Genomic DNA, 26,189 nt, shown 5'->3' with positions numbered 1-26,189 from the left:
TCCACGTGGAGAGTGCCGCGCTGTTCTTGTGTGGGCCTGAGCGGGAGGGATGCTGGCTATTCCTGCCCGGCTGGGGGTGACTCGAATACACTGCCTGACCGGGGCGCATAGGCGTACCACCCCGTGATTCCGCCTTGTCCGGAAGACGCAACGGCGTCGGAGATTCTTAACCGTTCGTCCCGTGATTCCGTCACCAGTGCAGTGAATGCGGCAACCGCCGTGGCATTGGCGGCTGCAATACCCCGGAACCGGCGGGTGGGTACGCCTTCTTCGTAAGACCTGAACTCAATCTCGAAGCCCGGGCCGAGTTCGTCCGCCACGCGCTGGGCCAGGCGGTTGCCCTCCTCGGTGAACCGCGTAGCCAGAGCCGCCGACTTCCATTTGATTTCCGGAGTCAAAGACGCGTAGTAAGACAGTTCCCACGCGCGAAGCTCGTCCACCAGGTCTCCCGGGAGGCCTGTGAGTTCATAGTCGATGGGAAGGTTGAGCCAGAGCACCGTGTCACCGTAGTCCGGAAACAGCCGCACGACACTTGGTTGTGGGTTCTCCACGGGTTTCATGAGGCGATGCTACTGCACGCTTTACGACAATGGGCACGGCCAGGGTTGCCCTTGGCCGTGCCCATTGCGCGGAACGGATGAACGCCACCGCTGGGTGGCAGCTGCCTAGTAGAAGTGGACAGGATCAACCAAGTGAGGCAATTCGCCGCCGCTCAGGAACGCCCGCAGGTTGCTGCAGAACCGCTCCGCGATGAGGCGGTTCTCCGCTGAACTCAAGGCAGAGGTGTGCGGCGAGACCAACACCCTGGGGTGGCTCCAGAGGGGGCTGTCCTGGGGGAGCGGTTCTACTGCGAAGACATCAAGGCAGGCGTAAGAGACCTGGCCGTTGTCCAAGGCTTCGAGGAGTGCTTCCTCATCCACCACGGTTCCGCGACCCACGTTTACGAACACGGTCCCCGGCTTCATCGCGGAGAAAATGTCCTTATTGAACAGCTTTTCCGTGTACGGAGTGCCGGGCAGTGTGTTGACGACGGCGTCGGCATCAGCGAGCAGGCCGGGGAGGCCATCGTTGCCAGTCACCTGCTCGATGCCTTCGATCTCTTCGACGTTGCGCTTGGTGCCACTGACCTTCATGCCCAGGGCGCGCGCGATCCTGGCCGTTTCCATGCCGATTTCACCGAGGCCGGCGATGACAACTCTGGAGCCGTTGGCGAGTTTGGTGGGCGTCCGCAATTCCGGCCAGAACTTGGCGGCCTGATCCTGTGCCATCTCCGCGGTGCGCTTGAAGCCGTTGAGGATACCGAAGGCAGAGAACTCAGCCAGGGGCAGTGCGTGAACGCCGGCAGATGTGGTGACGCGGAACTTCCGAAGGGTTTCAGTGTCCAGTCCGGAAGCTTTGACGGCTCCACCGGCGCCGGCCGCCATGGCGTGAATCCATTGCAGGTGCGGGTTGCTGGCCGCGATGCGCGCGAGTCCGGCCGGGCTTTCGTTGGGGAAGCCGTACAGGATCCGGGCGCGGTTCAGCATGGCCCAGTAGCGTTCTTCCTGCTCGGGTGTCCGCTTGAAATCCGGGTCGCCGGCGTGATCGGCGGGGAAGCGCTCTGGGGGCAGCAGCTCGGGATCGTAGAGAACTGTTACGGAGGGATCTACAGCGCGGATCAGCTCTACGTGCTCTGCTTCGAGCGGTACAGCGATGGCGATGGTAAGTTCATCAGTCGTCATAGTGTTCATCATACTGAATGACGGCTAGGATATTGAACAGAATTTGCTTACATGACCACGAAGAAGTGAGGTGTTACCCAACATGACCAGCAAACGTGTGGGCTTTGTGGGCCTTGGACTCATGGGGGCGCCCATGGCTGCCAACATCGCCAAGGCTGGCTGGGGTGTCATCGCTTGGAACCGCTCGGATACCGCCTTCGCGGGCCTCGCCGGCGTCGGTCGCGCAGCTGCGGTGGCCGACCTCCGTGATGAAGATGCCATCATCTTCATGCTCCCTGACCTGCCGTTCATTGAAGAAGCGTCCGCAGCGCTGCTCGAATCCTGGCGAAGCGAGCCGCCCAAGCCAGGTACCGCCGTCGTCGTGATGAGCAGCGTCTCTCCAACGGCAGTCCAGCGTTTTGGCGAGACCGTTCGTCAGGCCAGCGGCGGTAACGCTGCGGTGGTGGACGCACCGGTCAGCGGGGGGACGGCGGGCGCGAAAAGCGGAACGCTTGCCATCATGGTCGGTGCCGCTGAGCCGGACTTTGATGGTCTCAGGCCGCTCTTCGAAACCATGGGCACCACCGTGCGGCGCATGGGGCCGCTTGGATCGGGATCGCTCGCCAAGGCCTGCAACCAACTCATCGTCGGAACCACGACGGCGGCACTCGCTGAAGCGGCCGAACTCGCCGAACGCTCCGGTATGGACGTAGGGGCACTCTTCGAGGTCCTTTCAGGCGGCCTGGCCGGAAGCAGGGTGCTGGAGAACGTTGGCCCACGCCTGGCTGCCAAGGACTATGCACCCACGGGGCCGGCCAAGTTCATGCACAAGGATCTTGGCTTTGTCCTGGACAGCGCGGAAGCTGTTGGATCGGCCGTACCGCTCGCCACGGCCGCCATAGGGCTCTACGCCGAACTCAAGCGCCAAGGGCTGGGCGATCAAGACCTCGCAGTCGTCCGCCAAACCATCGCCAACCTGAGCCGGACACCAGCCGCGACGTCAGTCAGCAAGTGACCCGGCCTCAACCCTGAAGGAATGAAGAACAAACTATGAGTGGACTTTTCGATCTGACCGGGCGGGTTGCCCTGGTCACTGGTTCAAGCCGGGGGATCGGCAACGCCCTGGCCAGGGGCCTAGCCGACGCCGGAGCAATAGTGGTGCTCAACGGCATCAACGCTGAGCGGCTTGATGCCGCCCAGCAGTCCATGGCCGCCGACTACCCGGAAGGCCGGGTCCGCAGCCGTGCTTTCGATGTCACCGACGCCGCAGCAGCCGCTGACGGGGTGGCATGGATCGAGCAGAACGTGGGACCGCTGGACATCCTGGTTAACAACGCCGGGATCCAACATCGTGTGCCCATGCTTGATCTGGACGTCAAGGACTGGGACCGCGTCATTAACACGGACCTCACCAGTGCCTTCCTGGTGGGCCGCGAAGCCGCCAGGCACATGATTCCCAGAGGGCAAGGCAAGATCATCAACATCTGTTCGGTCCAGACTGACCTGGCCCGCCCCACCATCGCCCCTTACGTGGCGGCCAAGGGCGGACTCCGTAACCTGACCCGCGCCATGACGGCCGAGTGGGCTGCGTCGGGCTTGCAGATCAACGGGATCGCGCCGGGATACATCCACACGGAAATGACCCAGAACCTGGTGGACGACGCCGACTTCAATTCATGGATCCTTGGCCGCACCCCGGCCAACCGTTGGGGCACTGTCGCCGACCTTGCCGGACCTACGGTGTGGCTCGCGTCCCAGGCGTCCAACTTCGTCAACGGCCAGACGATCTTCGTCGACGGCGGAATGACGGTGGTGGTCTGATGAGCATCACACTTCCTTCCTCAGGTCCTGCTGTGGTGGCCCACGGCAAGGGTGACCTGCGCATTGAGGACATCCCGCTGACGGAGCCCGCCTCCAACGAATCCATCGTGGAGATTGCCTATGGCGGCATCTGCGGATCGGACCTCCACTACTGGTTGCATGGCGCAGCAGGGGAGTCCATCCTCAAGGAGCCCATGGTCCTGGGCCACGAAATCGTCGGTGTGGTTCTCCAGCAAGCGGCCGACGGTTCCGGCCCGGCCGCAGGAACGCCCGTGGCCGTTCACCCCGCCACGCCCGCCCCCGGCGACGCCAGATACCCCGAGGACCGGCCCAACCTATCCCCGGGTTGCACGTACTTGGGAAGCGCCGCGCGGTATCCGCATACGGATGGTGCGTTCAGTCGCTACGCCAACCTGCCCTCCCGCATGCTCCGGACGCTGCCGGAAGGCCTGGCTCTGCGTACGGCCGCGCTGGTTGAACCGGCCAGCGTTGCTTGGCATGCCGTCGCGCGCGCGGGCGACGTCAAGGGAAAGACGGCCCTCGTGATCGGCAGCGGACCCATTGGGGCGCTGGCGGTTGCCGTGCTGAAGCGCGCCGGAGCAGCCCGCATAGTCGCCGTGGACATGCATGACAAGCCGCTGGAGATCGCACGTGCCGTCGGTGCGGATGCCGTCCTGAAGGGCGATGCAGCGGACGCCATTGCAGCCGTGGAGGCCGACGTCGTCATTGAATCATCGGGCAGCCATTACGGCCTTGCCTCGGCCATCAAGGGTGCTGCCCGCGGGGGCAAAGTGGTGATGGTGGGACTGCTGCCGTCCGGCCCCCAGCCCGTGTTCATCTCCCTCGCCATCACGCGCGAGCTCGAACTGCTGGGATCTTTCCGGTTTAACGACGAAATCGACCAGGTCATCGAGGCTTTGGCCGACGGTTCATTGTTTGTGGATCCCGTGGTGACGCACGAATTCGACCTCGCACACGGCCTTGAGGCCTTTGACGTGGCGAAGAACTCGGCTGAGTCCGGAAAGGTTCTGCTGAACTTCCAGGACTAATCCGGCTGGCTAGTTCCTGGAAACGGGGACAAAGACGCGGGGCTGGTCATCCCAGCTGGGTGCCAGCTCCGCGATGGTCTGCCGCATGATCTTGGCAGCGGATTCGCGGGCGAGGGGACCATCGCCGGCGTCGATCGCATGGGCCACGTCCATGTGCCATTGAAGCGCCTGCTGTTGGGGGTGTTCGGGCATGAGGCCATGCACAGTACGCCCGGTGAGGGTCTCGGTGACCTGGCCAATCAGGTTGGCGAACATCTCGTTACCCGAGCCGGACAACACCAACGCATGGAACCGGATATCCAATTCAAGGAACCTGGCCATATCGCCGGCATCGCCGGACTCCTTCATGGCCAGCGAAATGCCCACCAACTCCTGCCGGAGGCTTTCCGGAGCGTTTCCGGCAGCAAGTTCTGCGGCAACAGGCTCGACGGCGGAACGCAGCTCCGCGAGCGATCGCAACTGGGCGCCACGGCCCTCACCGGCCAGTCGCCAACGAATCACCAAGGGGTCGAACGGATTCCATCGGTGGGCGGGGAGGACACGGATACCCACCCGTTTGATGGTTTCCACAAGCCCTAGTGATTGCAGTACCCGGACGGCTTCGCGGACCACGGAACGGGACACGTTAAGTTCGTCTTCCAGGTGCTCCGCCAACATGACGTGGCCGGTAGGAAGAGCACCACCGACAATCCGGGTTCCCAAATGCTCAACGGCGCGGTGGTGGAGGCTGGTTGACATAGAGGTAAGCATAATGGGGCGGGGAGTGCGGCGCGTGGGACCACGTGTCAGGGCGCCACCCGCGAGTCGGTTGCGTCGGCCGGTCATCATAGACTGTTTATGACGCGGCGCTGTTCCACAACGTGGGCGCCGCTTTCCCGCCCAAGGTTTAAATACGTATGGTTTATTACAGCCCCTGGTTATGAAATCGCTTCCTGCGTGCCCCCATAGGGGAACGGGGACTGTTTGTACACGAACGAATTGGAGTTTTGATGTCAGCACACATCGGTGTCACCGGCCTTGCGGTGATGGGCGCCAACTTGGCCCGCAACCTTGCCCGCAACGGCTTCACCGTGGCTCTCCACAACCGCTCCGTGGAAAAGACTGACGCCCTGCTGGAAAAGCACGGCACGGACGGCGATTTCATCCGCACCGAAACGCTGCAGGAACTCGTCGACTCCCTTGAGAAGCCCCGCCGCGTCCTCATCATGGTCAAGGCCGGAGCTCCCGTTGACAACGTCATCGAGCAGCTCGAGCCGCTGCTCGAGGCCGGCGACATCATTATCGATGCCGGCAACTCGCACTACGAGGACACCCGTCGTCGCGAAGCTGCGCTGGCCAAGAAGGACCTCCACTTTGTTGGCGTCGGTGTTTCCGGCGGCGAAGAAGGCGCCCTGAACGGTCCCTCCATCATGCCCGGTGGTTCCAGGGAGTCCTACGACGCCCTCGGCCCGCTGCTGGAGAAGATCTCGGCCAAGGTTGACGGCGAACCGTGCTGCGCTTGGGTTGGTACCGACGGCGCAGGCCACTTCGTCAAGATGGTCCACAACGGCATCGAATACGCCGACATGCAGGTCATTGGCGAAGCGTTCGACCTCCTCCGTTCAGGCGCAGGCATTGAGCCGGCCGAGCAGTCCAAGATTTTCGCCGAATGGAACAAGGGCGATCTGTCCTCCTTCCTGATCGAAATCTCCGCTGAGGTCCTGGGTCACGTTGACGCCAAGACGGGCAAGCCGTTCGTGGACGTCGTGGTGGACGCTGCTGGCCAGAAGGGCACGGGCCGTTGGACGGTCATCTCCGCACTGGAGCTCGGTTCGCCGGTCTCCGGCATCGCCGAGTCCGTTTTTGCCCGCGCGCTGTCCTCCCAGACCGAGCAGCGCAAGCTTGGCCAGGAACTGTTGGCCGGTGAAGAAGCGTCCGTGGAAATCCCCGAGACCTTCGTCGAGGACGTCCGCCAGGCACTGTACGCCTCCAAGCTGGTCTCCTACGCCCAGGGCCTGGATATGCTGACCTCCGCTGCCAAGGAATACGGCTGGGACCTGAAGCTGGACGAGATCGCTTCCCTGTGGCGCGCAGGCTGCATCATCCGTGCGGAGCTGCTCAAGGACATCACCAAGGCCTACGCTGCCGAAGAGAAGCCCGCCAACCTGCTGTTCGCTCCGGCCTTCACCAAGGCGATCGCCGAGGCCCTTCCGGCATGGCGCCGCGTTGTGGCTACGGCTGTTCAGCTGGGTATCCCGGTACCGGTGTTCTCGTCCTCCCTGGCGTACTACGACGGCCTCCGCCGCAAGCGTGTTGCCGCTGCCCTCATCCAGGGCCAGCGCGACCTCTTCGGCGCACACACCTACGGTCGCGTAGACACTGAAGGCACATTCCACACCCTGTGGGGCGAAGACAAGTCCGAGATCTCGGCCGTCGACACCCACTAGCAGCATTACGCTCAAGGCCGGTGCTTCCCAGTTACTCTGGGAAGAACCGGCCTTTGCCGTATACAGGTGACGGTGCTCCCGCTCCAGTAAGGAACAACTGCCATGACGTCACGCATTGCCCTTGTGACGGGGGCGTCCACGGGAATCGGTTTCGAAACTGCCATCGCCCTCAGTGCCGCGGGTTTCACCGTGTACGCCGGCGCACGACGGGTTCAGAAGATGGAACCCCTGAAATCCCATGGCATCACAGTGCTGTCCCTGGACGTCACTGTGGAAGAGTCCATGGCATCCGCCGTCGCCTTCATCGAGGCAGCCCATGGCCGCATTGACGTCCTGGTGAACAACGCCGGTTACGGCTCCTATGGTTCCCTGGAAGAGGTGCCCATCGCGGAAGGCAGGCGCCAGTTCGAGGTCAATGTGATCGGCATGGCCCGGATGACCCAACTGGTCATCCCCGCCATGCGTCAGGCGGGTGCGGGCCGCATCATCAATATCTCGTCCATCGGCGGCAAAATGTACGAGCCCCTGGGGGCTTGGTATCACGGAACCAAGTTTGCCGTGGAGGGCATGAGCGATTCGCTGCGGCTCGAACTGAAACCACACGGGGTGGACGTCGTGATTGTCGAACCTGCAGGGACGGATACCGAATGGGGGACAGTCGCAGGCCAAGGATTACTGGAGGCATCCGCGGAAGGGCCCTACAGGGAGCAGGCACACGTGATGGCAGCCGCCCTGGCATCGACGTCGGGTCAAATACTTTCCACACCGGCGCGAGTGGTGGCAGCAACAATTGTCCGTGCAGCAACGGCCAAACGCCCCAGGACCCGCTACCCGGTGGGCAGGGGAGCCTGGAGCGTCCTGGCGCTTCGCAGGGTGCTCCCGGACCGGCTGTTTGACGCGGTGCTCTGGAGCGCCTATCAGCGGTTTACGGGTTAGATCCGGTACTCGATGTAATACTCGGCCGGATCTACGGCGGGCTTTCTCTCCGACTTCGCGTCGCGGTGGCGCCACGTTGCGGGAATTCCCGTGATGATCGACTCCGGTGGCGCATCCTTTACCACCACGGCATTGGCGCCAACGGCACTATCCGCACCGATGGTGATGGGACCCAGGACCTTGGCGCCGGCGCCGATGGTGACGCGGTCGCCAATGGTGGGGTGCCGCTTGACCTTGGCCAGAGAACGTCCACCGAGTGTCACGCCGTGATAGATCATCACGTCCTCGCCGATCTCGGATGTCTCGCCGATCACGACGCCCATGCCGTGGTCGATGAAGAACCGTCGGCCAATGGTAGCGCCTGGATGGATTTCAATGCCGGTCAGGAACCTGGCCAGTTGGGAGATCAGGCGCGCAGGAAAACGGAGTGCCGGATTCTGCCACAACCGATGCGTCAGCCGATGAGCCCAAATGGCGTGCAGTCCGGAGTAGGCGAAAAAGTTCTCAAAAGAGCCTCGAGCCGCCGGGTCGTGTGACCGGGCGGCATCGAGGTCTTCCTTAAGCCTTGCGAAGAAGCTCACAAAGACCTTTCTACAGGAAATGAAGGCGTGCGGACCAAGTGCTAGCCGCGGATGTCGTCGAACAACACAGTGGAGATGTAGCGCTCTCCAAAGTCGCAGACGACTGCAACGATCAGCTTGCCTGCGTTCTCAGGACGCTTGGCCAGCTCAAGGGCACCCCAGACGATTGCGCCGGAGGAGATGCCGCCGAGGATGCCTTCGCGGGCACCGAGATCACGGGCAACGCGAACTGAATCTTCCAGCGTGGCGTCCAGGACTTCGTCGTAGACGTTGGTGTCCAGGATTTCGGGGACAAAGTTGGCACCGATTCCCTGGATCTTGTGGGGGCCGGGAGCTCCACCGTTGAGGATCGCGGAGTCCTTGGGCTCGATGGCCACAATCTGGACGCCAGGCTTGCGTTCCTTAAGTACCTGGCCAACACCGGTGATGGTGCCGCCGGTGCCTACGCCGGCAACAAAGATGTCCACTTCGCCGTCGGTGTCTTCCCAGACTTCCTCGGCCGTGGTGGCGCGGTGAATGGCAGGGTTGGCCTCATTGGCGAACTGCTGGGCCCAGATGGAGTTCTCGGTGTTGGCAACGATTTCCTGTGCCTTCTCCACTGCTCCGCGCATGCCCTCGGAACCGGGGGTCAGGACAATCTCCGCCCCGTAGGCCCGCAGCATGACGCGGCGCTCGGTGGACATTGTCTCAGGCATGGTCAGGATGACCTTATAACCGCGTGCTGCACCGACCAGTGCCAAGGCGATTCCAGTGTTGCCGGAGGTGCCTTCAACGATCGTTCCACCGGGCTTCAAGGCGCCGGACTTCTCGGCAGCATCAATAATGGCCACCCCGATGCGGTCCTTGACGCTGTTGGCCGGGTTGTAGAACTCGAGCTTTACCGCAACGGTCGCGTCGAGGCCTTCGGTAAGCCGGTTCAAACGGACCAGCGGAGTGCGACCGACCAGCTGCGTGACGTCGTCGTAGATCCTTGCCATGAAAGTTACGCCTATCTCTGAAGAGGGAATGCTGAGGTCAGCCTAGCCAGCCGGGACGAAACACCGCTAAGCAGTAAGCCATGCAGAGTAATATTTCCTGGCCTTGGCCAGCTTGGGGTTAATGATCACTTGGCAATACCCCTGGTACGGGAATTTGGCGTAGTAATTCTGGTGGACTTCCTCAGCCTCATGGAACTCCGGAAGGCGGCTGACCTCGGTCACAATGGGGTCGGACCAGAGTGCTTGGGCGCGCTCGATGGCTTCCTCAAACAGCACCTTTTCCTCGGTGGTGGTGTAGAACATGGACGACCGGTATTGGGTTCCGACGTCGTAGCCCTGGCGGTTCAACGTGGTGGGATCGTGAAGGGCGAAGAACATGTCAAGAATGACTTCCTCCGGGACCATGGATTCGTCGAAGGTCACTGCCACGACTTCCGCATGGCCGGTGGTTCCTGAGCAGACCTCGTAGTAGTCGGGATTGCGGACGTGGCCGCCGGTGTAGCCGGAGACCACCGAGCTGACACCGCGGGTCTTTTGGTAAACGGCGTCCAGGCACCAGAAGCAGCCACCGCCAAGTACGAATGTTTTCATGTTCTCTTCAATGGATCGCAGGGCTTGATGATTCCCGCTTCACCTTACGGGAGAATTACGGCACCCGGCAGGTATGGCAGGCGCCGAAACCGCCCGATCCAGCCCAGTAGGGAAGAATAAGAGTATGGAAGCAGTAAACACTGACATTTCTGATGCGGATTCCGTCGAAGATGACGAAACAGAAAACGACGAAACAGTTGAAGCCAGTGGGGATCCCACGCTCGGTCAGGTGTTGCTGGCTGTGGAAGAGCTCTGGCCGGAGTCCTTGGCTGAAGACTGGGACGAAGTAGGCCTGGTGGTCGGTCGCCCCAATGTCCCCGTCACCAAAGTCCTTTTTGCTGTAGATCCCACCTTGGCCGTCATTGACGAGGCCGTTGAATGGGGAGCGGATCTGCTGATTACACACCACCCCTTGCTTCTTAAAAGTGTGAATTCAGTGGCCGCCACATCAGCGAAGGGCCTGGCCGTCCACCGGTTGATCGAGTCCGGTACCGGGCTGTTGACCGTCCACACCAACGGGGACTCAGCCGTTGGTGGGGTCTCGGACGTGCTGGCCGATGCCTTCGGATTGGAAAATGTGGCTCCATTGACAACTGCTGCCAACGGCTTGCCGGAAGAAGGTATTGGCAGGGTTGGCGACCTTCCGGAGCTCATCACCCTGGGAGATTTCGCTGCCCGCGTCTTCGAAATGCTGCCTGCAGTTGCCGGTGGCGTCCGGGTGGCCGGCGACAAGGACGGGCTGGTGCGGCGAATTGCCGTCTGCGGCGGGGCAGGCGACAGCCTTTTTGACGCTGTTCGAGCCAGCCACGCAGACGTCTACGTTACTGCGGACATGCGCCACCACCCGGCCTCGGAAGCGCGGGAAAGTGCCATCAACGGGCGCCCGTATCTCATCGACGTTTCCCACTTCGCGAGTGAGTGGCTGTGGTTGCCCGCAGCCGCTGAAGCGCTGGGCAACGTCCTTGCTGACCAGGGCTACGACGTCGAGATCCGCGTCAGCAGCACCAACAGCGATCCCTGGGACTTCATACTCACTCCCGGCGGGGACTAGAGTCTAGAAGGACATGGACCGCCTCGACACATAGAGGCGGTCCGGCCGTGACTGATACCCGGTTCCGGCAGCGACAAGCGGAGGTAAGCGTGGCGAAAGCAGCACCGGCAGAACAATTGAAATTGCTTGAACTGCAGGGACTGGATGCCAAGCTGAAGTCGCTGGCCGGCCGCCGGCGGGTCCTGGAAACAGATCCCCGCATCACTGACCTGACTGACGCCCTGAGCGTGGCGAACGGCGAACTGGGTGCGGCGAAAGTCGCGGTACACGACGCAGAGGCTGAATTGCGCCGCGCAGAGGCCGACGTCGAGCAGGTGGCTACCCGCATCGAACGCGACGAGACCAGGCTCAACAGCGGCACCGGCCTGTCCAAGGACCTGGTTGCGCTGCAGAACGACATCGCCTCGCTCAACAAGCGCCGCTCCGACCTCGAGGACGTCGAGCTGGAGATTCTGGAGCGTCTGGATACGCTCCGCGAGCGGCAGGCCGCCCAGCAGGCGATCGTGGACGACATCCAGGGTTCCTTCGGCAGTATCCGAGCTGAACTCGATGAAGCCATTGCGGAAATTGCGGCCGAAGAAACGGTGGTTCGGGGCCAGCGGGCGTCGTTTGCCGAGACGCTCGAGGCTGCAGTGCTGGCCGTCTACGAAAAGACGATCGCCAAGCGCGGAGTCGGTGCTGCCAGGCTGTTCCATGGCAAGTCCGAAGGCTCGGGCATGATGCTCAGCCCCGGTGACCTTGCGGAGGTCAAGGCTGCTGCCGACGACGACATTGTCTTTTGCCCGGATTCAGGCGTGATCCTGGTCCGTTCGGCAGAGTGGAACTGAGCCAGGCCACGTGAGGTTGGCCCGGACCTGCTTGGCTGGGCCTAGCTGGACAGAATGATGTTGAGGGCGTGTGGCTTGCGGGCTGTGCCCTCAACCAGCTCTGTGGTCCAGACTTCGCGCGCAGCCTTCAGGAGTTGATCCGGGGTTGCCGGCGCTTTGCCACGCCTTGTCAATAGATGCCGCGCCAACTCGCCTCTGGTGTGCTTGGCGAAATGGCTCACCACTGTGCGCTTTCCATTTGCTTCGTTGAAAACGTTGACATTGACGGTCTGGACGGCCGGGGGAGTCCAAGCGGCGGCGTAGGTGCTCGATCGGCAATCCACCAGAAGCTCGCCCTCAGCGCGATTGGCGAGGGCCGCGTTAAGGTTCGGCTTCCAATACGAGGCGAGGCGTCCGACGTCGGGAAGTGCGGTTCCCATGGACAGGCGATAGGCCGGTACGTGGTCGCCAAAACCAATGGCGCCCCACAGGGCGGAGACCACCAGGATGGACTCGGTCGCCTTGCGGCGCTGCGTTGCCGTCATGCTGTTGTAGCCCAGGGCGTCGTAGAGAACTCCCGAATAGACCTGGTGGGCCGGCGCGGCCGGCTCTGCGTGCAGCCGCGTGTTACGTTCGACGTCGTCCCGCAGGGAGGCGCCGACGCCCAGCAGTGCGAGAGCGTCCTCGTGCGCGCTCACCGTTCCCAAAGACTCCAACACTTTCGCCCTGAAGGGGTTCAGTTCAGGAAAGCTCAGTGACTCCCAGTTGACGGCGGAACCTTTGGCGGCGGGGGTCTTGCCTTCGGAAGGCGGAAGCAGAATCAGCACCAGTCGATATTACCGGGGACTTTGAGCGCTCCCAACGCCGGTAGACTGGACGGCGGATGGGTCGACCAGGCGGCCGCGCGCCACGAAAGTGACTCGAGGAACGTCCGGGCTCCGCAGGGCAGGGTGGTGGGTAACGCCCACTCGGGGTAACCCGCAGGCCAGTGCCACAGAGAACAGACCGCCTGCGCTTAGTGGTGTTTGCATCACCATGCAGCAGGTAAGGGTGAAACGGTGGTGTAAGAGACCACCAGCTCCCTGGGTGACCGGGGAGGCTAGGTAAACCCCACCCGGAGCAAGGCCAGACAGGACACGTTTGAGGGCTGCCCGCCCGAGTGTCCGGGTAGGCTGCTGGAGGGCGTCGGCAACGGCGTTCGTAGATGGATGGCCGCTACTCCTTTGCCGGTAACGGCACAGGATGACAGAACCCGGCGTATCGGTCGACCCATCCATTTATGACTGCCGGGATTACCTGCGTGTGAGTGATTTCACGCCCATCGGATGCCTATGCCCCTTCCTTCCGCCCTAGAATGGTTACTGAACGTAGATGTTCTGCCGCCGGGACTGCGTTCGCAGCCGGCGGATTTTCTTTGCTCTCGTTCAAGGCGCTGTGGGTGGACCGAAGCCCGCCGGCGCATGTGCCGCAGGATTACTCCGGGCGGCCGCTGCCATCTACATACGAGGACGTATGTGGTTGACCCAAGGAAGGTAGTTCTGTGAGCCAGACGTCAGATTCTTGTCTTGATAAGTGGATGGGCCGGGAGGCTCTCGCCGAGGCCATGATTCCGGTGATCGGCCGGTTGTACCGGGAAAACAATGTGGTCACCAGCATCCATGGCCGGAGCCTGATCAATAAGTCCACCATGAACATCCTCAAGGCGCACCGCTTCGCGCGCCGGATGAGCAACACCGAGCTTCTGCTCGAAGAAACCGCTCCTTTGCTGAACGCGCTCTCCAAGCTGGAACTCGGCGCCGCCGCGATTGATATTGCGCGTTTGACCGAGAAGTTCCGGGCCGAAGGCAACGGCGCCTCCCTGGATGAGTACCTGCGCGCCGAGCTCGCCGGGATCGTGGGCAAGCGGGGCGCTGATGACCGCACCAGCACCGACGTCGTGCTGTATGGTTTTGGCCGTATCGGCCGTCTTCTGGCGCGCATCCTGATTGAGAAGGCCGGCGGCGGCCACGGGCTGCGGCTTCGCGCGATTGTGGTCCGCAAGGGCGCTGACAATGACCTCGTCAAGCGCGCGAGCTTGCTGCGCCGTGACTCTGTGCACGGCTCCTTTGAGGGAACCATCCGGGTGGATGAGGAGGCCAACACCATCACCGCCAACGGCGTACAGATCCAGGTCATTTACTCGGACAACCCTGCCACGGTGGATTACACCGCTTATGGCATCAAGGACGCGTTGGTAGTGGACAACACCGGCCGCTGGCGCGACGCCGAGGGCCTGGCCCAGCACCTGCAGAGCAAGGGCGCAGCACGGGTGCTGCTCACCGCTCCGGGCAAGGGCGAGCTGAAGAACATTGTGCATGGCATCAACCACGGGGATATCTCCGATGAGGACACGATCGTCACTGCGGCGTCCTGCACCACGAACGCCATCACGCCGGTGCTCAAGGCCATCAATGACAAGTTCGGCATCATCCACGGCCACGTGGAAACGGTGCACTCGTTCACCAATGACCAGAACCTGATCGATAACTTCCACAAGGGTGATCGCCGCGGACGTTCGGCGGCGCTGAACATGGTCATCACGGAGACCGGTGCCGCCAAGGCTGTGGCCAAGGCACTGCCCGAGCTGCAGGGCAAACTGACCGGTAACGCGATCCGTGTTCCTACCCCGGATGTTTCCATGGCCATCCTCAACCTGAACCTTGAGAACGGCACCACCCGGGACGAGGTCAATGACTACCTGCGCGAGATGTCCCTGCACTCGGAGCTGCGCAAGCAGATCGATTACATCGACTCGCCCGATGTTGTTTCCACGGACTTCGTTGGCTCACGCCGGGCAGGCATCGTGGACGGCCTCGCCACCATCTCCAACGACAAAAACCTCGTACTCTACGTCTGGTACGACAACGAGTTCGGCTACTCCTGCCAGGTTGTCCGCGTCATGGAAGAAATGGCCGGCGTAAACCCGCCATCATTCCCGGCACGCGACGTCGTGGCACCCATCGCTGTGCTGGAAACGGCTGACGCCTAAGCACTCCGAAGTATTCGACGGTTTCCCGGCTGAGTCACTGGCATCAGCCGGGAAACCTGACCAAAATGGGTTCATGGAAAATGAATCGACTCTGGAGCACGAAACCACCTTGGAACATGCGCTGGATGTTGCCCGGGCAAATCACAAACAAGCCCAGAAACTCCTGGACCAAGCGGTAGCGGGCAACGCTGCTGGTGACGTCACTGACCAGCGGGTTGAGCAACTGCGGGGACTCCTTGCGGTGGCAGCGGAGGATCTGCAACGGGTCATGCGGGAGCAGTAACCAACTAGGCGCTCCTCCGCGGCAGTGTGACTTCTCCTACACACTGTGGATACCGGCTCATACTGTCGGGGCCTTGTTCTACGCTCGTAGGACATTGTCTGCCCCACTGGATGGAGTCTCTTGAGTATCACCTGGTCAGCCTACAAACGCGCCCGCCGCCGGTCCCGTCAGGCCTGGGCCATCATTGCTCTGGTGGCCGCCACCGTCGTAGCGGGGCTGGCCTGGTACTTCACCACAGGCCAATTCAACGCCGCGGATCCTTGGGTAGCCGGGCCAAGCGAAGCTCCGGTCTTCAACCAGGGCTGGATGAAGCCCCTTCGCGGAGCCGCGCCCGTCGCTGCCGAAAATGCCAGCGAGGCTCTGGAACGGATCCCCGTCAAGGGTCGTGCCGCCAAAACTGATTACGACAGGGCCGCCTTCGGGCAAGCGTGGGCGGACGCTGACCGCAATGGCTGCGACACCCGCAACGACATCCTCCGGCGGGACCTTGCGGCAGTAGTGTTTACCGAAGGCTCCTCCTGCAAGGTTGCCGGTGGCACTTTTCACGAACCCTACACCGGCGCGGAAGTAACGTTCCAGAGGGGCCAGGACACCAGTTCGGCAGTTCAAATCGACCATGTGGTGGCTCTTGCGGACGCTTGGCAAAAAGGTGCTCAGCAACTCACGGCCCAACAGCGTCAAACATTCGCCAATGATCCGCTGAACCTGATCGCTGCTGATGGTCCTGCGAACGTCAAGAAGGGCGCTGGTGACGCAGCGACCTGGCTGCCGGGTAACAAGAATTTCCGATGTCACTACGTGGCACGCCAAATCTCGGTGAAGGCAGCGTACAAGCTGTGGGTGACACAAGCCGAAAAGGACGCCATGAAAGGTGTTCTCGCCTCCTGTCCAGGACAGCAGACTATTTACAACGCGAGGTGACCGTGCCCCAGTTGCCAGGTTCCGCCGTCGTCGATCCTCTCCAGGACGACGCGCTGAAGTGACGTATCGCGGGGGAGCTTGTCCAGATCATCCAGCCCCCTTTGGCGGAACGTAAAGTACACGGCATCAGTAGGAGCATCAGTACAGCGATCCAGGGTGAAGCGGCGGGAGAAAGAAGCGATGTTGCTGGCCGGCAGGCGCTCTGCAAGGTAGGGATCAAGCATCCACGAGTCGCACGTGGCCACGGGTGCTGGCTTGTCCGCAAAGTGCGTGGAAAAGAAAACCCGCGCCTCAGAGAAACTGTCGTCCACCAAAGCGGGGGAGAGGCCGCCGTCTTCAGGAATGTGGACCCCCAATACCCACGACGAGCTGTGCTCGATGATGCCGCTGACGTCCGAGGCGGGGATTTCATTCGGGGACTGGACCAAGTGGAACTGCAGCCGGCCAAGCCGGAAGAGATTTCCAGCCATGTGCAGGGTCAGCCAGCTCCAGGTGTCAAGTCCAAAGTCGCCGTGGACACGCCGGTTGATCCTGAGCTGCAATCCCACGTCAGCCAAGGATGCGGCCGAAACCGCCGGGCTGATGCCGAGCTCCACGTGGTATTCGTGGACCGTGGGAGCAAAGCGGAGCAGGGCTTCGATCCAGTCAGCCTCACGGGCGTCATCGTCCTTGATGCTGACCAGGGGGAACGTTCCGAGCCGTTCCTGCATGGCAGACATCGCCGCAAGGGCAGCCCGCCCGGGAGGGGTTGCCAGGAGGTTGGCGCACTCCGCGGCATCGGGGCCGGTGATACCCAGGAGCTTGAAGAGTTCGGCGTGAGGCTTGGTGGACATGGTTCTAGTGTCCGAACGGATCGGGATCGACGCCGGGCATCCACGTCAGGCCAGGCACTCCCCAGCCCTTCTTCTTGGCCTGCTTCAGCGCCTTCTTTGAATACCTGTCTACCAGACGGTTCACATACAGCTTGCCGTCCAGGTGATCGAACTCGTGCTGCAGGATCCGGGCGAACCAGCCGGTTGCTTCGAAGTCCACCGGGTTTCCGTGGCCATCAAAGCCTTGGACCCGGGTCCATTCAGCGCGCTGCAGGGGGTAGTACTCGCCAGGAAATGACAGGCAGCCTTCCACGTCCTCGTCCGGGTCCGGCAGTGCTCCGGAGACTTTGGAGAGGGTCAGCACTGGATTCACCACTACGCCCTGCTCCGGAACGTCGTCGTCATTGGCGTACTTGTAGACAAAGATCCGCTTGCCCACGCCAATTTGTGGTGCCGCGAGACCAACGCCGTTGGCGGCATCGTTGGTTTCGAACATGTCAGCGATCAAGGTGCGAAGTTCGTCGTCGAAAACCTCGACTTCGCTCGCCCGGCGGTGCAGGACGGGTTCGCCCCAGATAGTGACTGGCAGGACGGTCATGTCAGTTCTTCCTTTGTCTGTCGCAGAGATCCGGAGGAGGCCAAGGGTCGCCTTCGGTTAAAAGCAAAGGCCGCACCGGATAACCGGTGCGGCCTTTGTGGAAACCGGCTCTGGAGCCAATCTCGGTGGGGTGAGCTACGGGGGTTGAACCCGCGACCTCCTGGACCACAACCAGGCGCTCTGCCAACTGAGCTAAGCCCACCATGTGCCTTTTTAGGTCAGTCCGTTTGACCGGCTTTCCTTCGAGGCAACGACAAATAGCTTACCTGCTGTTTTGGGGTGCAAAGTCCACTTTTGCCGATTTTGGCAAAAAAACCTTCAAAAATGGCGCAGATCACACCGCTTCGCTGGATCCGAGGGTTTCCGCAGTGGCAATGACGTCCTTGGATATGCGCTGGGCAGTGGCCGTGTCCGGACCCGGAGCGGCAACGAAGACGGCCTCGCGGTAATAGCGGAGTTCATCGATGGAATCCTTGATGTCGCCCAGAGCGCGGTGACCACCGTGCTTGGCGGGTGACTGGAAGTAAGCGCGCGGGAACCACCGGCGTGAGAGCTCCTTGATGGTGCTGACATCGATCACGCGGTAGTGGAGGTGCTCCACGATGTTCGGCATGTCCCTGGCGAGGAACATCCGATCTGTACCTACCGAATTTCCACCGAGAGGCGCTTTGCGGGGATCCGGGACCCACTTCTCGATGTACTCGAGGACCTGCGCTTCGGCTTCGGCCATGGTCTTCCCGTGGGGGAGCTCGTCCAGCAACTTCGAACGGGTATGCATGTCCCGCACGAAGTCGTTCATTTGTTCCAGTGCAGCATCGTCCGGCTTAATCACGACGTCGACGCCGTCGCCCAGGATGTTGAGTTCGGAATCGGTCACCAACGCCGCGACTTCGATCAGGGCGTCGTTGTTGAGGTCCAAGCCGGTCATTTCGCAGTCGATCCAGACGATGCGTTCATTAGTAATAGGCACGCGCCTAGCCTATCCTTCGGCCGCTTCCAAGTGCTTCGATGGTACGATTTTTGAGCGCGGCAGTGTCGTTTCTTCCTGCCGCGGAAAGCCCCAAAGACGCTGAATTTAACCCGAACACACCGGGCGAACGATTGGATGACGACCACATGACGGTGCCAGTACCCGCCGCCCAGAAGGCAGGGACAGCAGCGCCGACGCCGGATGCTGCAGCCAGCGAGGTAGATAACGCACGCTCGCCGTTGATCGCCGGTTTCATCGGTTCGATGTTCATGGTGTTCGGTTCGTTGGGAGTGGGCTGGCTCGCTCCAGTATCCGAACTGCGGAGGCTGCCGCTCTTTATCTGGATGCGCACTGAAGGCATTGGCGTCGCGCTCTCCATAGTCCTGCTGGCTGTGGGCGGAATGCTCCTTGTCCGGGCTTGGCTCCGGTTGGGCCAACGCGTAAGGGTCTGGGGGCTGGAGGCACGCAAAGCAACACTGCAGGCCGTGGCTGCCTGGGGCCTGCCCATGATGTTCACCGTGCCCCTGTTCAGCAGGGACGTCTATGCCTACATAGGCCAAGGGCGGTTGATGGTTGAAGGCCTGAACCCATATGAGAATGGGATTTCGGCGCTCCCCAATTACTTCCAGTTGGGCGCGGACAAGATGTGGACCGAAGCGCCGGTACCCTACGGGCAGGTGTTCCTTTGGATCGAACAGTTCGTGGTCTGGGTGACCAACGTCCAGCCTGAAGCCAGCATTATGCTGTTCAGGCTTGTTGCCTTGGTGGGCATCGTCCTCTGCATCATCTATGTGCCAAAGCTTGCGGAACTCCATGGAGTCAATCCGCACCGGGCATTGTGGCTCACGGCAGCCAATCCGCTCTTCCTGACAAACTTCATTGCCAGTGTCCACAACGACGCCCTGATGATCGGTCTCGCACTGGCCGGCCTGTACTACTGCGCCACGCGTCGCGTCATCCTGGGGATCGTGCTGGTAACACTGTCCATCTCCGTCAAGCCCATTACGGTGGTGTTCCTGCCATTCATTGGGCTTCTGTGGGCCGGGAAGGGAGCCTCCTGGCCACGGAAGTTCGTATTCTGGTTCCTGACTGCTGGGCTGAGCTTCGGCCTTCTCTACGCGTTGAGCCTGGTCAACGGGTTTGGTTTCGGGTGGATCAACGGGTTGTCAGCACCGGGCAGTGTGTGGATCTGGTACGCGCCCATCGGGCTGATCGGCTTGGTAGTCGCCTCTATCTTCAACGTCTTCGGACTGGATGGCTGGGGCATGGCCAAGTGGGTGTACGACGCCGGCAAGCTGCTGATGGTGGGAGCCATTGCCTGGCAGGTCTTCCGCGGCGACTACGACCGCTTGATGCGCCGGTTGACGCTCGCGTTTGCCGCGATTGTCCTACTGGCGCCCATGATCCAGTCCTGGTACGTGGTGTGGCTCATACCTCTGTTTGCCGTCACCGGAATCCGGAACGACTGGCAGGTCAAAGCCGTCTACTTCGTGGTCTCCTTCTTCATGGTCTACGCCATCTCGGATCAGTTGGACGTCTTCCCCTACCTTCAGAGTGAAGACCTCGGCCTTGCGTTGACGCTGGCGCGGAATGCGGCCGCCATCATCGCACTTCTCTTCGCCGTGTACTTGATCTTCGTGGACCCTAAGACCAAGAGCTTGTTCCGCAAGCGAGACGAGCCTGGTCTGCGCCCCATCATCTAAGCGGAGTCATCGGGACGGCATCAGCCGCGTCGCCTCTCGGATGGATAGCGGGCTAAGGGCTGACGCGTGATCGGCCACGAAAGTTGTGACCCAAGCAGGCTCGGTTTTGCTGAATTCGCGGAGCGCCCAACCGATCGCTTTGCGGATGAAGAACTCTTTGTCTGCCAAATTTGCTGTGACCACCGCCGCAAGTAACTGAGGATCGGTTTCCGATTTGGCTCCCAACTGGGCAGTAATGGCGGCCCTGCGGATCCACATGTCTTGGTCCTCAGCCCACTGGAGTAACAGCGGAGTCATGGTTGCCCTGTGGGCGAGGAGAAGTGCACAGATGCGGTGAGACACCCCGTCAACCAGGTCCCACCAAGCTCCGGTGCGAATAATCTCCTCATAAACGGGCACCATGTCCAGGTCTTCTTTGACCATGCGCAGGCCCGTCAGGTCGATGGCAGCGTAGCGTTCCTCGCGGGCTTCAGCTTCCCGCCACAATTGCAGGACGGCCCGGCGCAAGTCGACCGGCGCCGACGGAGGAAACTCTTTGGCTACCACTTTGACGATTTTCCGCACCTCGGGAACCCGGACACCCAGCGACGGCATGTCCGACTTCATGTAGGCCTGGGCTCCGCGTGCCCGCTCAACGTCCCCCGCGGAACGGAGTGTTGATCGTATGGACTGCACGAGGTCATTGGTGGTCATGCCACAACTCTAGGGCGGGGGCTTGCTGGATCGGACTCGAACTGTTGCCGAAACGCCCTCGCCCGAGTTCCGTGGCAGCCGTAGAGTGGGCATGTCCGCGGCGTTGTGCCTCGGCATCGCCACTCCGGAAGCAACGAAGGGTTCCCAATGTCAATGCTGAAGTCGCCTGATCAAATCGCGCTGATGCGCGAGGCCGGGCGTGTGGTGGCCACTGCCTTGGCGGCCGTGCGGAAGCATGCTGCCGTGGGTGTGTCGCTCAAGGAGCTCGACGACGTCGCGGCAACCGTGATTGCGGCTGCCAGTGCAAAGCCCGCATTCTTGGACTACCACCCCCGCTGGGCTGCCGTGCCGTTTCCTGGGGTGATCTGTGCCAGCGTCAATGACGCGGTGGTGCATGGAATCCCCAACGGCTATGCACTGAATGACGGTGATCTGCTCAGTGTTGATTGCGGTGCGTTCGTGGAGGGCTGGTGCGGCGATGCGGCCATCAGCTTCATAGTTGGCAACGCGGATCCTGTGGACCAGGAACTGGTCACGGCTACAGAGGCAGCCCTTGCCCGGGGTATTGAGGCGGCCCGTATCGGGAACAAAATGGGTGACCTTGCCTACGCCATTGGCGGCGAGGCCCGGCGTGCCGGCTATGGATTGCTGGCTGATCACGGTGGTCACGGAATCGGCCGGACCATGCACGCGGAGCCTCCCGTTCCCAATATCGGCAGGCCGGGTCGTGGAATGAAGCTTGAAGAGGGCTTGGTCATCGCCATTGAGCCCATGCTGATACTGGGCGGCAAGGACGACTACTACCACGACGACGACGAGTGGACCTTGAGGTCTGCCAATGGACGCAGGGCCGCTCACAGTGAACATACCGTTGCCATCACTGCGGATGGTCCGATGATCCTGACTCTGCCCTAGTCAGCGGTGCTGGCTTTTAAAAGCCTGACGACGGGCCGCCCGGGGACAGACTCGGATACCACGTGGAAGCCGCCGGCAAGGAAAAGCGACAGCGTGCCGTGAAAGAGCTCGGCGGCGGTGGCTTTGGTTCTGAGATCCGTGTCCACTGGGTAAGCTTCGATGACGTCGGCGCCGTTTTTGAAGGCGTGATCCACCGCCGCCGAAAGCAGCGACGCCGATACTCCTGAGCGCCTTTGCTGCGGTGCCACGACAAAACAGGTGACTGCCCAGAGGCTGATCTTGTTGTCCTCACCCTGGAGGGTTCCCTTCAAGACACGGGATCGCTTGAGCCGGGGATAGTTGACCCGGGGTTCCACCGCGCACCAGCCAATGGGACCCCCGTCCCGGAACGCCAGGACGCCTGGGGCCGGACTCCCTTGGAACGCTGACTTCAAGGATTCCCTGCGATCCTCCTGCGATGTAGACGCCCATTCTTTGCTGGAAAGAGCGAACCACCGGCACCAGCACCGGGAGGGCTCGCCCTTGGTTCCGAACAATTCCTCAACGGCCGCCCAGTGGGCAGGGGCAGTCTCAACACTTGAATCTGCATCGTAGTGTGCCATGGACCCAGAATAGGCACGCCCACAAAGCTGGTACTGTAGGCGCCCGGATCCCCGGCTCAGGGTTCAGGCGCCCACCAGTTCTCCCGTTGTGGTGTTGACCATCAACGGGTTGGCGGTGTCAGTATCTTCAACATCGGCTGCCACGGTCTCGTCTTCCGGCGGCGCCTGTTCGTCGTCGTCGGACTCCCATTCCCGGCTGCCAACGGGGGCAGAGACGTCGGTGGAATGTGCCACATCAGCGGGAGCCGAGGTGCCGTTCATGCGGGTGAAGTTGGCAGAACCCCACATAAGATCATGGCCCACGGATTCGGCGTCGATTTCTGCTACGTGGTAAACGCGGCCTTCGTGCTCCCATTGCCGCAGTCGGAGCCTGCCCACGACGAGGACGCGTTGACCCTTTTTCACGCTGCAGCCTACGTGACCGGCGAGGTAGCGGAATGACTGGACCGTGTACCAGTTAGTGTTTCCGTCCACCCACGTGTTGCTTGTACGGTCGTAGCGTCGCTCCGTAGTCCCCAGCCGAAACGTCGCAGTGGCCGTGCCGCGCGTCGTAGTGGAACTCTTGACCTCCGAGGCCACAAAGCCCCGGACGGTGATCATGTCATTCATCAGTGGTCCTTCTTGGTGTAGGAAATGCCGGTCCGGCTCCTTCAGCTTCATCCAGGGAAGGCCGTCGGGGGAGTGCGGAGTTCGGCTATGTGCATAACTTCCTTCAACGCGCGGGTTGTGGAGGAACAGAGGCGCCGGTGTGGAGATGGCAGGCTCCGGGCAGATCGCACTGTAAACTCTTTGTGGCGCCAGCGGCCCTCAAGGCTGATGGTGTCAGTGTCCGCCCCAGTAGCTCAGGGGATAGAGCAGCGGCCTTCTAATCCGCCGGTCGGGGGTTCGATTCCCTCCTGGGGCACAACGTCACCCCTCCTGGACAGGTCCAGGAGGGGTGGCCATTAAGGTCTCGACTCAAGAAATTCCTTGAGGTTCTGTAGTACCAAGCGCCACGTGGCTGCAGACTGTTCCACTTCACCATCACTGGAATTGTTGCCTTGGATGATCGTCACCGTTGTCCCCTCAGCCGCCTCGGCCACCCTGTACTCCACGACGTGATAATTCCCGGGAACGTCAGGGAGCCCGGAGGTCGGGCTGAAGTGGGTCGTTTTCAGCAAACCGGGGGGATCGAAGGCCAGAATTGTGCCCTTATCCTGGTAGGGCTTGCCGTTGTATTCGCCCGAGTACGTTATGGGCTCGCCGACGCGCCACGAGGTGGTGACGTTGGTTCCCAGGAAGTACTGCCGGATCTGTGCAGGATCAGTCAGTGCCGCCCAAACGCTGTCAGGCGAGGCCGCGATCGTTTGGGACGCTACGGCGTCCCCGGAATGTCCACGCATTATGTACGCTCCCATCTCGTCGGTCGTTGCCAACCCGCGTGTGAAAACGCTACCCCGGTAAGCCTCCCGTGTGAATGGCACAATGGCTAGGTGATGAGCAGGATAATGGCACCGGAAAACGGCGCGTCAGCGTCGGCAGTGCGGGTTTGTACCGCTGGGACTTTGCTGATGCTCGCCGCGGCATTGGCTCTGACGGCGTGCACGGCATCGCCTGCAGCTCCAGCCAGCCAGGCTGCCTCACCGGCACCTTCAACGAGTCCGGAGGCAACGGCCAGTGTGGATCCCGCCGTTGCCGCAGCAACATCCACAGTGGAAAGCACGCTGAAGAAGCTCGTGGCCAACAATCCCAAACCGGATCGCGAAGCTCTGCGCGCAGCGCTGGTCAGTGCCGGCATTCCAAAGGCCAACGTTGAGGTGTCCGTGAGCCGGACCCCAACCGGCCTCGACGTGGACGCCATGGAGGCATCTGCCCTGACCGGGGAAAGCTGCGTCGTGGGTCAGATCCGTGATGGTGGCGTAGTGGTGACAGTCCTGCCGGTGCTGACCACCGGAAAATGCTTCGTGGGTGACGCCCGGTAGGACACCGCGCCGCCCGAATGTGAGTTAAGGACGCCTAGCCATTAGATTTAAGGGCATGGCGGAATTCATTTACACGATGACCAAGGCTCGCAAGGCCGTTGGCGACAAACTTATTCTGGACGATGTCAGCATGTCGTTCTACCCTGGCGCGAAGATTGGCGTCGTGGGACCGAATGGTGCTGGTAAGTCCACCATCCTGAAGATCATGGCCGGGCTGGACACGCCGTCAAACGGCGAAGCCCGCCTCAGCCCCGGCTACACCGTGGGCATCCTCCTGCAGGAACCGCCGCTGAACGAGGAAAAGACTGTCCTGGGCAACGTCCAGGAAGGTGTAGGCGAGATCTACGGCAAGATCCAGCGCTTTAATGAGATTTCCGAAGAAATGGCCAACCCGGATGCGGACTACGACACGCTCCTGGACGAAATGGGCAAGCTGCAGGAAGCCATTGACGCTGCCGATGCCTGGGATATCGATTCCCAGCTCGAGCAGGCCATGGACGCACTGCGCTGCCCGCCAGCTGAGTCCGACGTCACCGTGCTCTCCGGTGGCGAGCGTCGCCGCGTGGCGCTGTGCAAGCTTCTCCTCCAGAAGCCCGACCTCCTGCTCCTCGACGAGCCCACCAACCACCTTGACGCTGAGAGCGTACTGTGGCTTGAGCAGCACCTCTCCCAGTACCCCGGCGCTGTCCTTGCAGTGACCCACGACCGGTACTTCCTGGACCACGTTGCTGAGTGGATCGCAGAAGTTGACCGCGGTCACCTTTACCCGTACGAGGGCAACTACTCCACCTACCTGGAGAAGAAGAAAGCCCGTCTCGAGGTGCAGGGCAAGAAGGACGCAAAGCTGTCCAAGCGCCTTACTGAAGAACTTGAGTGGGTGCGCTCCAACGCCAAGGGCCGCCAGACCAAGTCCAAGGCCCGTCTCGCCCGCTATGAGGAAATGGCCGCCGAGGCCGAGCGCACCCGCAAGCTGGACTTCGAAGAGATCCAGATTCCGCCGGGACCGCGCCTGGGTTCCTTGGTCATTGAGGCCAAGAATCTGAAGAAGGGGTTCGATGATCGCGTTTTGATTGAGGATCTCTCCTTCTCGCTGCCCCGTAACGGCATCGTGGGTGTCATCGGCCCGAACGGTGTTGGTAAGTCCACTTTGTTCAAGACGATCGTGGGCATGGAGCCGCTGGACGACGGCGAGCTCAAGATCGGCGAGTCCGTGAAGATCTCCTACGTGGACCAGTCGCGTGGCGGCATTGACCCCAACAAGTCCCTTTGGGAAGTTGTCTCGGAAGGTCATGACTTCATTCAGGTCGGCCAGGTCGAAATGCCTTCGCGGGCCTATGTCTCGGCGTTTGGTTTCAAGGGACCGGATCAGCAGAAGAAGGCCGGTGTCCTCTCCGGTGGTGAGCGTAACCGCCTCAACCTGGCCCTGACGCTCAAGCAGGGTGGCAACCTCCTGCTACTTGACGAACCCACTAACGACCTCGACGTCGAAACCCTGAGCAGCCTCGAAAATGCCCTGCTCGAATTCCCGGGTTGCGCAGTCGTGGTATCGCACGATCGCTGGTTCCTGGACCGCGTAGCCACGCACATCCTTGCCTACGAAGGTGATGACGAGAACCCCTCCAAGTGGTACTGGTTCGAAGGCAACTTCGACTCCTACGAGGAGAACAAGGTGGAGCGCCTTGGCCCCGATGCCGCCAAGCCGCACCGCGTGACGCACCGCCGCCTGACCCGCGACTAGCACCAAGGCTTGAACACAGAGAGGCCG

The 26,189-nt window shown here is 61.6% G+C and carries 29 protein-coding genes, 2 tRNA genes and 1 other RNA gene; 16 read left to right on the top strand and 16 right to left on the bottom strand.

All coding sequences use genetic code 11. From position 1 onward, the window contains the following. Positions 1–56: 56 nt before the first annotated feature. Positions 57–560, bottom strand: coding sequence for a hypothetical protein (locus tag BMY91_RS20465; protein ID WP_143054089.1), 504 nt, complete (start codon positions 558–560; stop codon positions 57–59). Positions 561–665: 105 nt separating this feature from the next. Continuing rightward, positions 666–1,733 (bottom strand): D-2-hydroxyacid dehydrogenase, encoded by a 1,068-nt coding sequence (locus BMY91_RS20460; RefSeq protein ID WP_090825279.1) that lies wholly within the window; start codon positions 1,731–1,733, stop codon positions 666–668. Between the two features lie 70 nt (positions 1,734–1,803). On the opposite strand from BMY91_RS20460, the gene BMY91_RS20455 reads away from it, so the two are divergent. Genes BMY91_RS20455 through BMY91_RS20445 form a run of 3 tightly spaced genes read left to right on the top strand, consistent with a single transcriptional unit; the run spans position 1,804 to position 4,570 of the window. Beyond that, positions 1,804–2,715 carry an NAD(P)-dependent oxidoreductase gene (locus tag BMY91_RS20455; protein WP_090825277.1) on the top strand — a complete coding sequence of 304 codons (912 nt, stop codon included), beginning with the start codon at positions 1,804–1,806 and terminating at the stop codon, positions 2,713–2,715. A 35-nt stretch (positions 2,716–2,750) separates the two neighbouring features. Then, entirely contained in the window at positions 2,751–3,521 is a 771-nt protein-coding gene (locus tag BMY91_RS20450) for an SDR family oxidoreductase (RefSeq protein ID WP_090825275.1), read from the top strand. Further along, the gene (locus tag BMY91_RS20445; protein WP_090825273.1) at positions 3,521–4,570 is read left to right on the top strand and encodes an L-idonate 5-dehydrogenase; all 1,050 of its coding nucleotides are present in this window, start codon (positions 3,521–3,523) and stop codon (positions 4,568–4,570) included. The genes BMY91_RS20450 and BMY91_RS20445 overlap by 1 nt, the downstream gene beginning before the upstream one ends. Positions 4,571–4,579: 9 nt before the next feature. Here BMY91_RS20445 and BMY91_RS20440 read toward each other — a convergent pair whose 3' ends face one another. Further along, positions 4,580–5,308, bottom strand: coding sequence for a FadR/GntR family transcriptional regulator (locus tag BMY91_RS20440; protein WP_090825271.1), 729 nt, complete (start codon positions 5,306–5,308; stop codon positions 4,580–4,582). 251 nt (positions 5,309–5,559) lie between these two features. On the opposite strand from BMY91_RS20440, the gene gndA reads away from it, so the two are divergent. Next, positions 5,560–6,996, top strand: a complete 1,437-nt coding sequence (gene gndA, locus BMY91_RS20435; RefSeq protein ID WP_090825269.1) for an NADP-dependent phosphogluconate dehydrogenase — start codon at positions 5,560–5,562, stop codon at positions 6,994–6,996. A gap of 102 nt (positions 6,997–7,098) precedes the next feature. Beyond that, the gene (locus BMY91_RS20430) at positions 7,099–7,932 is read left to right on the top strand and encodes an oxidoreductase (RefSeq protein WP_090825266.1); all 834 of its coding nucleotides are present in this window, start codon (positions 7,099–7,101) and stop codon (positions 7,930–7,932) included. Here the strand turns inward: BMY91_RS20430 and epsC are convergent. The 3 genes from epsC to msrA all read right to left on the bottom strand — a co-directional run bounded on the left by epsC (position 7,929) and on the right by msrA (position 10,081). Next, complete coding sequence (gene epsC / locus BMY91_RS20425; protein ID WP_090825265.1) at positions 7,929–8,513, bottom strand: serine O-acetyltransferase EpsC; 585 nt, start codon at positions 8,511–8,513, stop codon at positions 7,929–7,931. The two genes, BMY91_RS20430 and epsC, sit on opposite strands and share 4 nt — an antisense overlap. Before the next feature lie 41 nt (positions 8,514–8,554). Next, positions 8,555–9,490: a cysteine synthase A gene (gene cysK, locus BMY91_RS20420; protein ID WP_062069167.1), complete on the bottom strand. Its 936-nt coding sequence runs from the start codon at positions 9,488–9,490 to the stop codon at positions 8,555–8,557. A gap of 66 nt (positions 9,491–9,556) precedes the next feature. Beyond that, positions 9,557–10,081, bottom strand: coding sequence for a peptide-methionine (S)-S-oxide reductase MsrA (gene msrA, locus BMY91_RS20415; RefSeq protein ID WP_090825263.1), 525 nt, complete (start codon positions 10,079–10,081; stop codon positions 9,557–9,559). A 124-nt stretch (positions 10,082–10,205) separates the two neighbouring features. On the opposite strand from msrA, the gene BMY91_RS20410 reads away from it, so the two are divergent. Together BMY91_RS20410 and BMY91_RS20405 are read left to right on the top strand one after the other, a co-directional pair. Further along, the gene (locus BMY91_RS20410) at positions 10,206–11,132 is read left to right on the top strand and encodes a Nif3-like dinuclear metal center hexameric protein (RefSeq protein WP_090825261.1); all 927 of its coding nucleotides are present in this window, start codon (positions 10,206–10,208) and stop codon (positions 11,130–11,132) included. A gap of 89 nt (positions 11,133–11,221) precedes the next feature. Next, entirely contained in the window at positions 11,222–11,959 is a 738-nt protein-coding gene (locus BMY91_RS20405; protein WP_090825259.1) for a zinc ribbon domain-containing protein, read from the top strand. A gap of 41 nt (positions 11,960–12,000) precedes the next feature. Here the strand turns inward: BMY91_RS20405 and BMY91_RS20400 are convergent, their stop codons facing one another. After that, positions 12,001–12,765: a YaaA family protein gene (locus BMY91_RS20400; protein WP_090825257.1), complete on the bottom strand. Its 765-nt coding sequence runs from the start codon at positions 12,763–12,765 to the stop codon at positions 12,001–12,003. A gap of 57 nt (positions 12,766–12,822) precedes the next feature. Here BMY91_RS20400 and rnpB point away from each other — a divergent pair. The 4 genes from rnpB (at position 12,823) to BMY91_RS20380 (ending at position 16,170) form a co-directional block, all read left to right on the top strand. Further along, an RNA gene (gene rnpB, locus BMY91_RS20395) (RNase P RNA component class A) lies at positions 12,823–13,214 on the top strand. Positions 13,215–13,478: 264 nt separating this feature from the next. Next, entirely contained in the window at positions 13,479–14,966 is a 1,488-nt protein-coding gene (locus BMY91_RS20390) for a glyceraldehyde-3-phosphate dehydrogenase (protein WP_090825255.1), read from the top strand. 73 nt (positions 14,967–15,039) lie between these two features. Beyond that, complete coding sequence (locus BMY91_RS20385) at positions 15,040–15,249, top strand: hypothetical protein (protein ID WP_090825253.1); 210 nt, start codon at positions 15,040–15,042, stop codon at positions 15,247–15,249. 120 nt (positions 15,250–15,369) lie between these two features. After that, positions 15,370–16,170 carry an HNH endonuclease family protein gene (locus BMY91_RS20380; protein WP_090825251.1) on the top strand — a complete coding sequence of 267 codons (801 nt, stop codon included), beginning with the start codon at positions 15,370–15,372 and terminating at the stop codon, positions 16,168–16,170. Here the strand turns inward: BMY91_RS20380 and BMY91_RS20375 are convergent. The 4 genes from BMY91_RS20375 to orn form a co-directional block, all read right to left on the bottom strand. Beyond that, entirely contained in the window at positions 16,155–17,003 is an 849-nt protein-coding gene (locus BMY91_RS20375; protein ID WP_090825249.1) for an acyltransferase domain-containing protein, read from the bottom strand. The two genes, BMY91_RS20380 and BMY91_RS20375, sit on opposite strands and share 16 nt — an antisense overlap. Before the next feature lie 4 nt (positions 17,004–17,007). Then, the gene (def, locus tag BMY91_RS20370; protein WP_090825247.1) at positions 17,008–17,580 is read right to left on the bottom strand and encodes a peptide deformylase; all 573 of its coding nucleotides are present in this window, start codon (positions 17,578–17,580) and stop codon (positions 17,008–17,010) included. 126 nt (positions 17,581–17,706) lie between these two features. After that, positions 17,707–17,782 (bottom strand) — tRNA-His (locus tag BMY91_RS20365). 132 nt (positions 17,783–17,914) lie between these two features. Further along, positions 17,915–18,550: an oligoribonuclease gene (orn, locus tag BMY91_RS20360; protein ID WP_090825245.1), complete on the bottom strand. Its 636-nt coding sequence runs from the start codon at positions 18,548–18,550 to the stop codon at positions 17,915–17,917. A 146-nt stretch (positions 18,551–18,696) separates the two neighbouring features. On the opposite strand from orn, the gene mptB reads away from it, so the two are divergent. After that, the gene (gene mptB, locus BMY91_RS20355; protein ID WP_175538599.1) at positions 18,697–20,253 is read left to right on the top strand and encodes a polyprenol phosphomannose-dependent alpha 1,6 mannosyltransferase MptB; all 1,557 of its coding nucleotides are present in this window, start codon (positions 18,697–18,699) and stop codon (positions 20,251–20,253) included. 6 nt (positions 20,254–20,259) lie between these two features. Here the strand turns inward: mptB and BMY91_RS20350 are convergent, their stop codons facing one another. Then, positions 20,260–20,946, bottom strand: coding sequence for a DNA alkylation repair protein (locus BMY91_RS20350; RefSeq protein WP_090825243.1), 687 nt, complete (start codon positions 20,944–20,946; stop codon positions 20,260–20,262). A gap of 147 nt (positions 20,947–21,093) precedes the next feature. On the opposite strand from BMY91_RS20350, the gene map reads away from it, so the two are divergent. Continuing rightward, positions 21,094–21,861: a type I methionyl aminopeptidase gene (gene map, locus BMY91_RS20345; RefSeq protein WP_090825240.1), complete on the top strand. Its 768-nt coding sequence runs from the start codon at positions 21,094–21,096 to the stop codon at positions 21,859–21,861. Here map and BMY91_RS20340 read toward each other — a convergent pair. Both BMY91_RS20340 and BMY91_RS20335 read right to left on the bottom strand, forming a co-directional pair. Beyond that, positions 21,858–22,463 (bottom strand): GNAT family N-acetyltransferase, encoded by a 606-nt coding sequence (locus tag BMY91_RS20340; RefSeq protein ID WP_090825238.1) that lies wholly within the window; start codon positions 22,461–22,463, stop codon positions 21,858–21,860. The genes map and BMY91_RS20340 overlap by 4 nt on opposite strands. A 63-nt stretch (positions 22,464–22,526) precedes the next feature. Then, the gene (locus BMY91_RS20335) at positions 22,527–23,072 is read right to left on the bottom strand and encodes a single-stranded DNA-binding protein (RefSeq protein WP_090825236.1); all 546 of its coding nucleotides are present in this window, start codon (positions 23,070–23,072) and stop codon (positions 22,527–22,529) included. Positions 23,073–23,294: 222 nt separating this feature from the next. On the opposite strand from BMY91_RS20335, the gene BMY91_RS20330 reads away from it, so the two are divergent. Next, positions 23,295–23,367 (top strand) — tRNA-Arg (locus BMY91_RS20330). A gap of 40 nt (positions 23,368–23,407) precedes the next feature. On the opposite strand, the gene BMY91_RS20325 is transcribed toward BMY91_RS20330, so the two are convergent. Both BMY91_RS20325 and BMY91_RS20320 read right to left on the bottom strand, forming a co-directional pair. Beyond that, complete coding sequence (locus BMY91_RS20325) at positions 23,408–23,845, bottom strand: SRPBCC family protein (protein WP_090825234.1); 438 nt, start codon at positions 23,843–23,845, stop codon at positions 23,408–23,410. 86 nt (positions 23,846–23,931) lie between these two features. Further along, a complete protein-coding gene (locus tag BMY91_RS20320; RefSeq protein ID WP_090825232.1) occupies positions 23,932–24,165 on the bottom strand; it encodes a hypothetical protein in 234 nt (77 codons plus the stop codon). Here BMY91_RS20320 and BMY91_RS20315 point away from each other — a divergent pair. Further along, positions 24,155–24,424 (top strand): DUF6993 domain-containing protein, encoded by a 270-nt coding sequence (locus tag BMY91_RS20315; RefSeq protein WP_256212849.1) that lies wholly within the window; start codon positions 24,155–24,157, stop codon positions 24,422–24,424. The two genes, BMY91_RS20320 and BMY91_RS20315, sit on opposite strands and share 11 nt — an antisense overlap. A gap of 55 nt (positions 24,425–24,479) precedes the next feature. After that, positions 24,480–26,162: an energy-dependent translational throttle protein EttA gene (gene ettA / locus BMY91_RS20310; RefSeq protein WP_090825230.1), complete on the top strand. Its 1,683-nt coding sequence runs from the start codon at positions 24,480–24,482 to the stop codon at positions 26,160–26,162. Positions 26,163–26,189: the final 27 nt, after the last annotated feature.

Source organism: Arthrobacter sp. yr096, from assembly GCF_900108925.1.
Taxonomy (GTDB): Bacteria; Actinomycetota; Actinomycetes; order Actinomycetales; family Micrococcaceae; genus Arthrobacter.
Note: the sequence above shows the minus strand (reverse complement) of the source record. Positions and strands in the feature narration are given on the sequence as shown.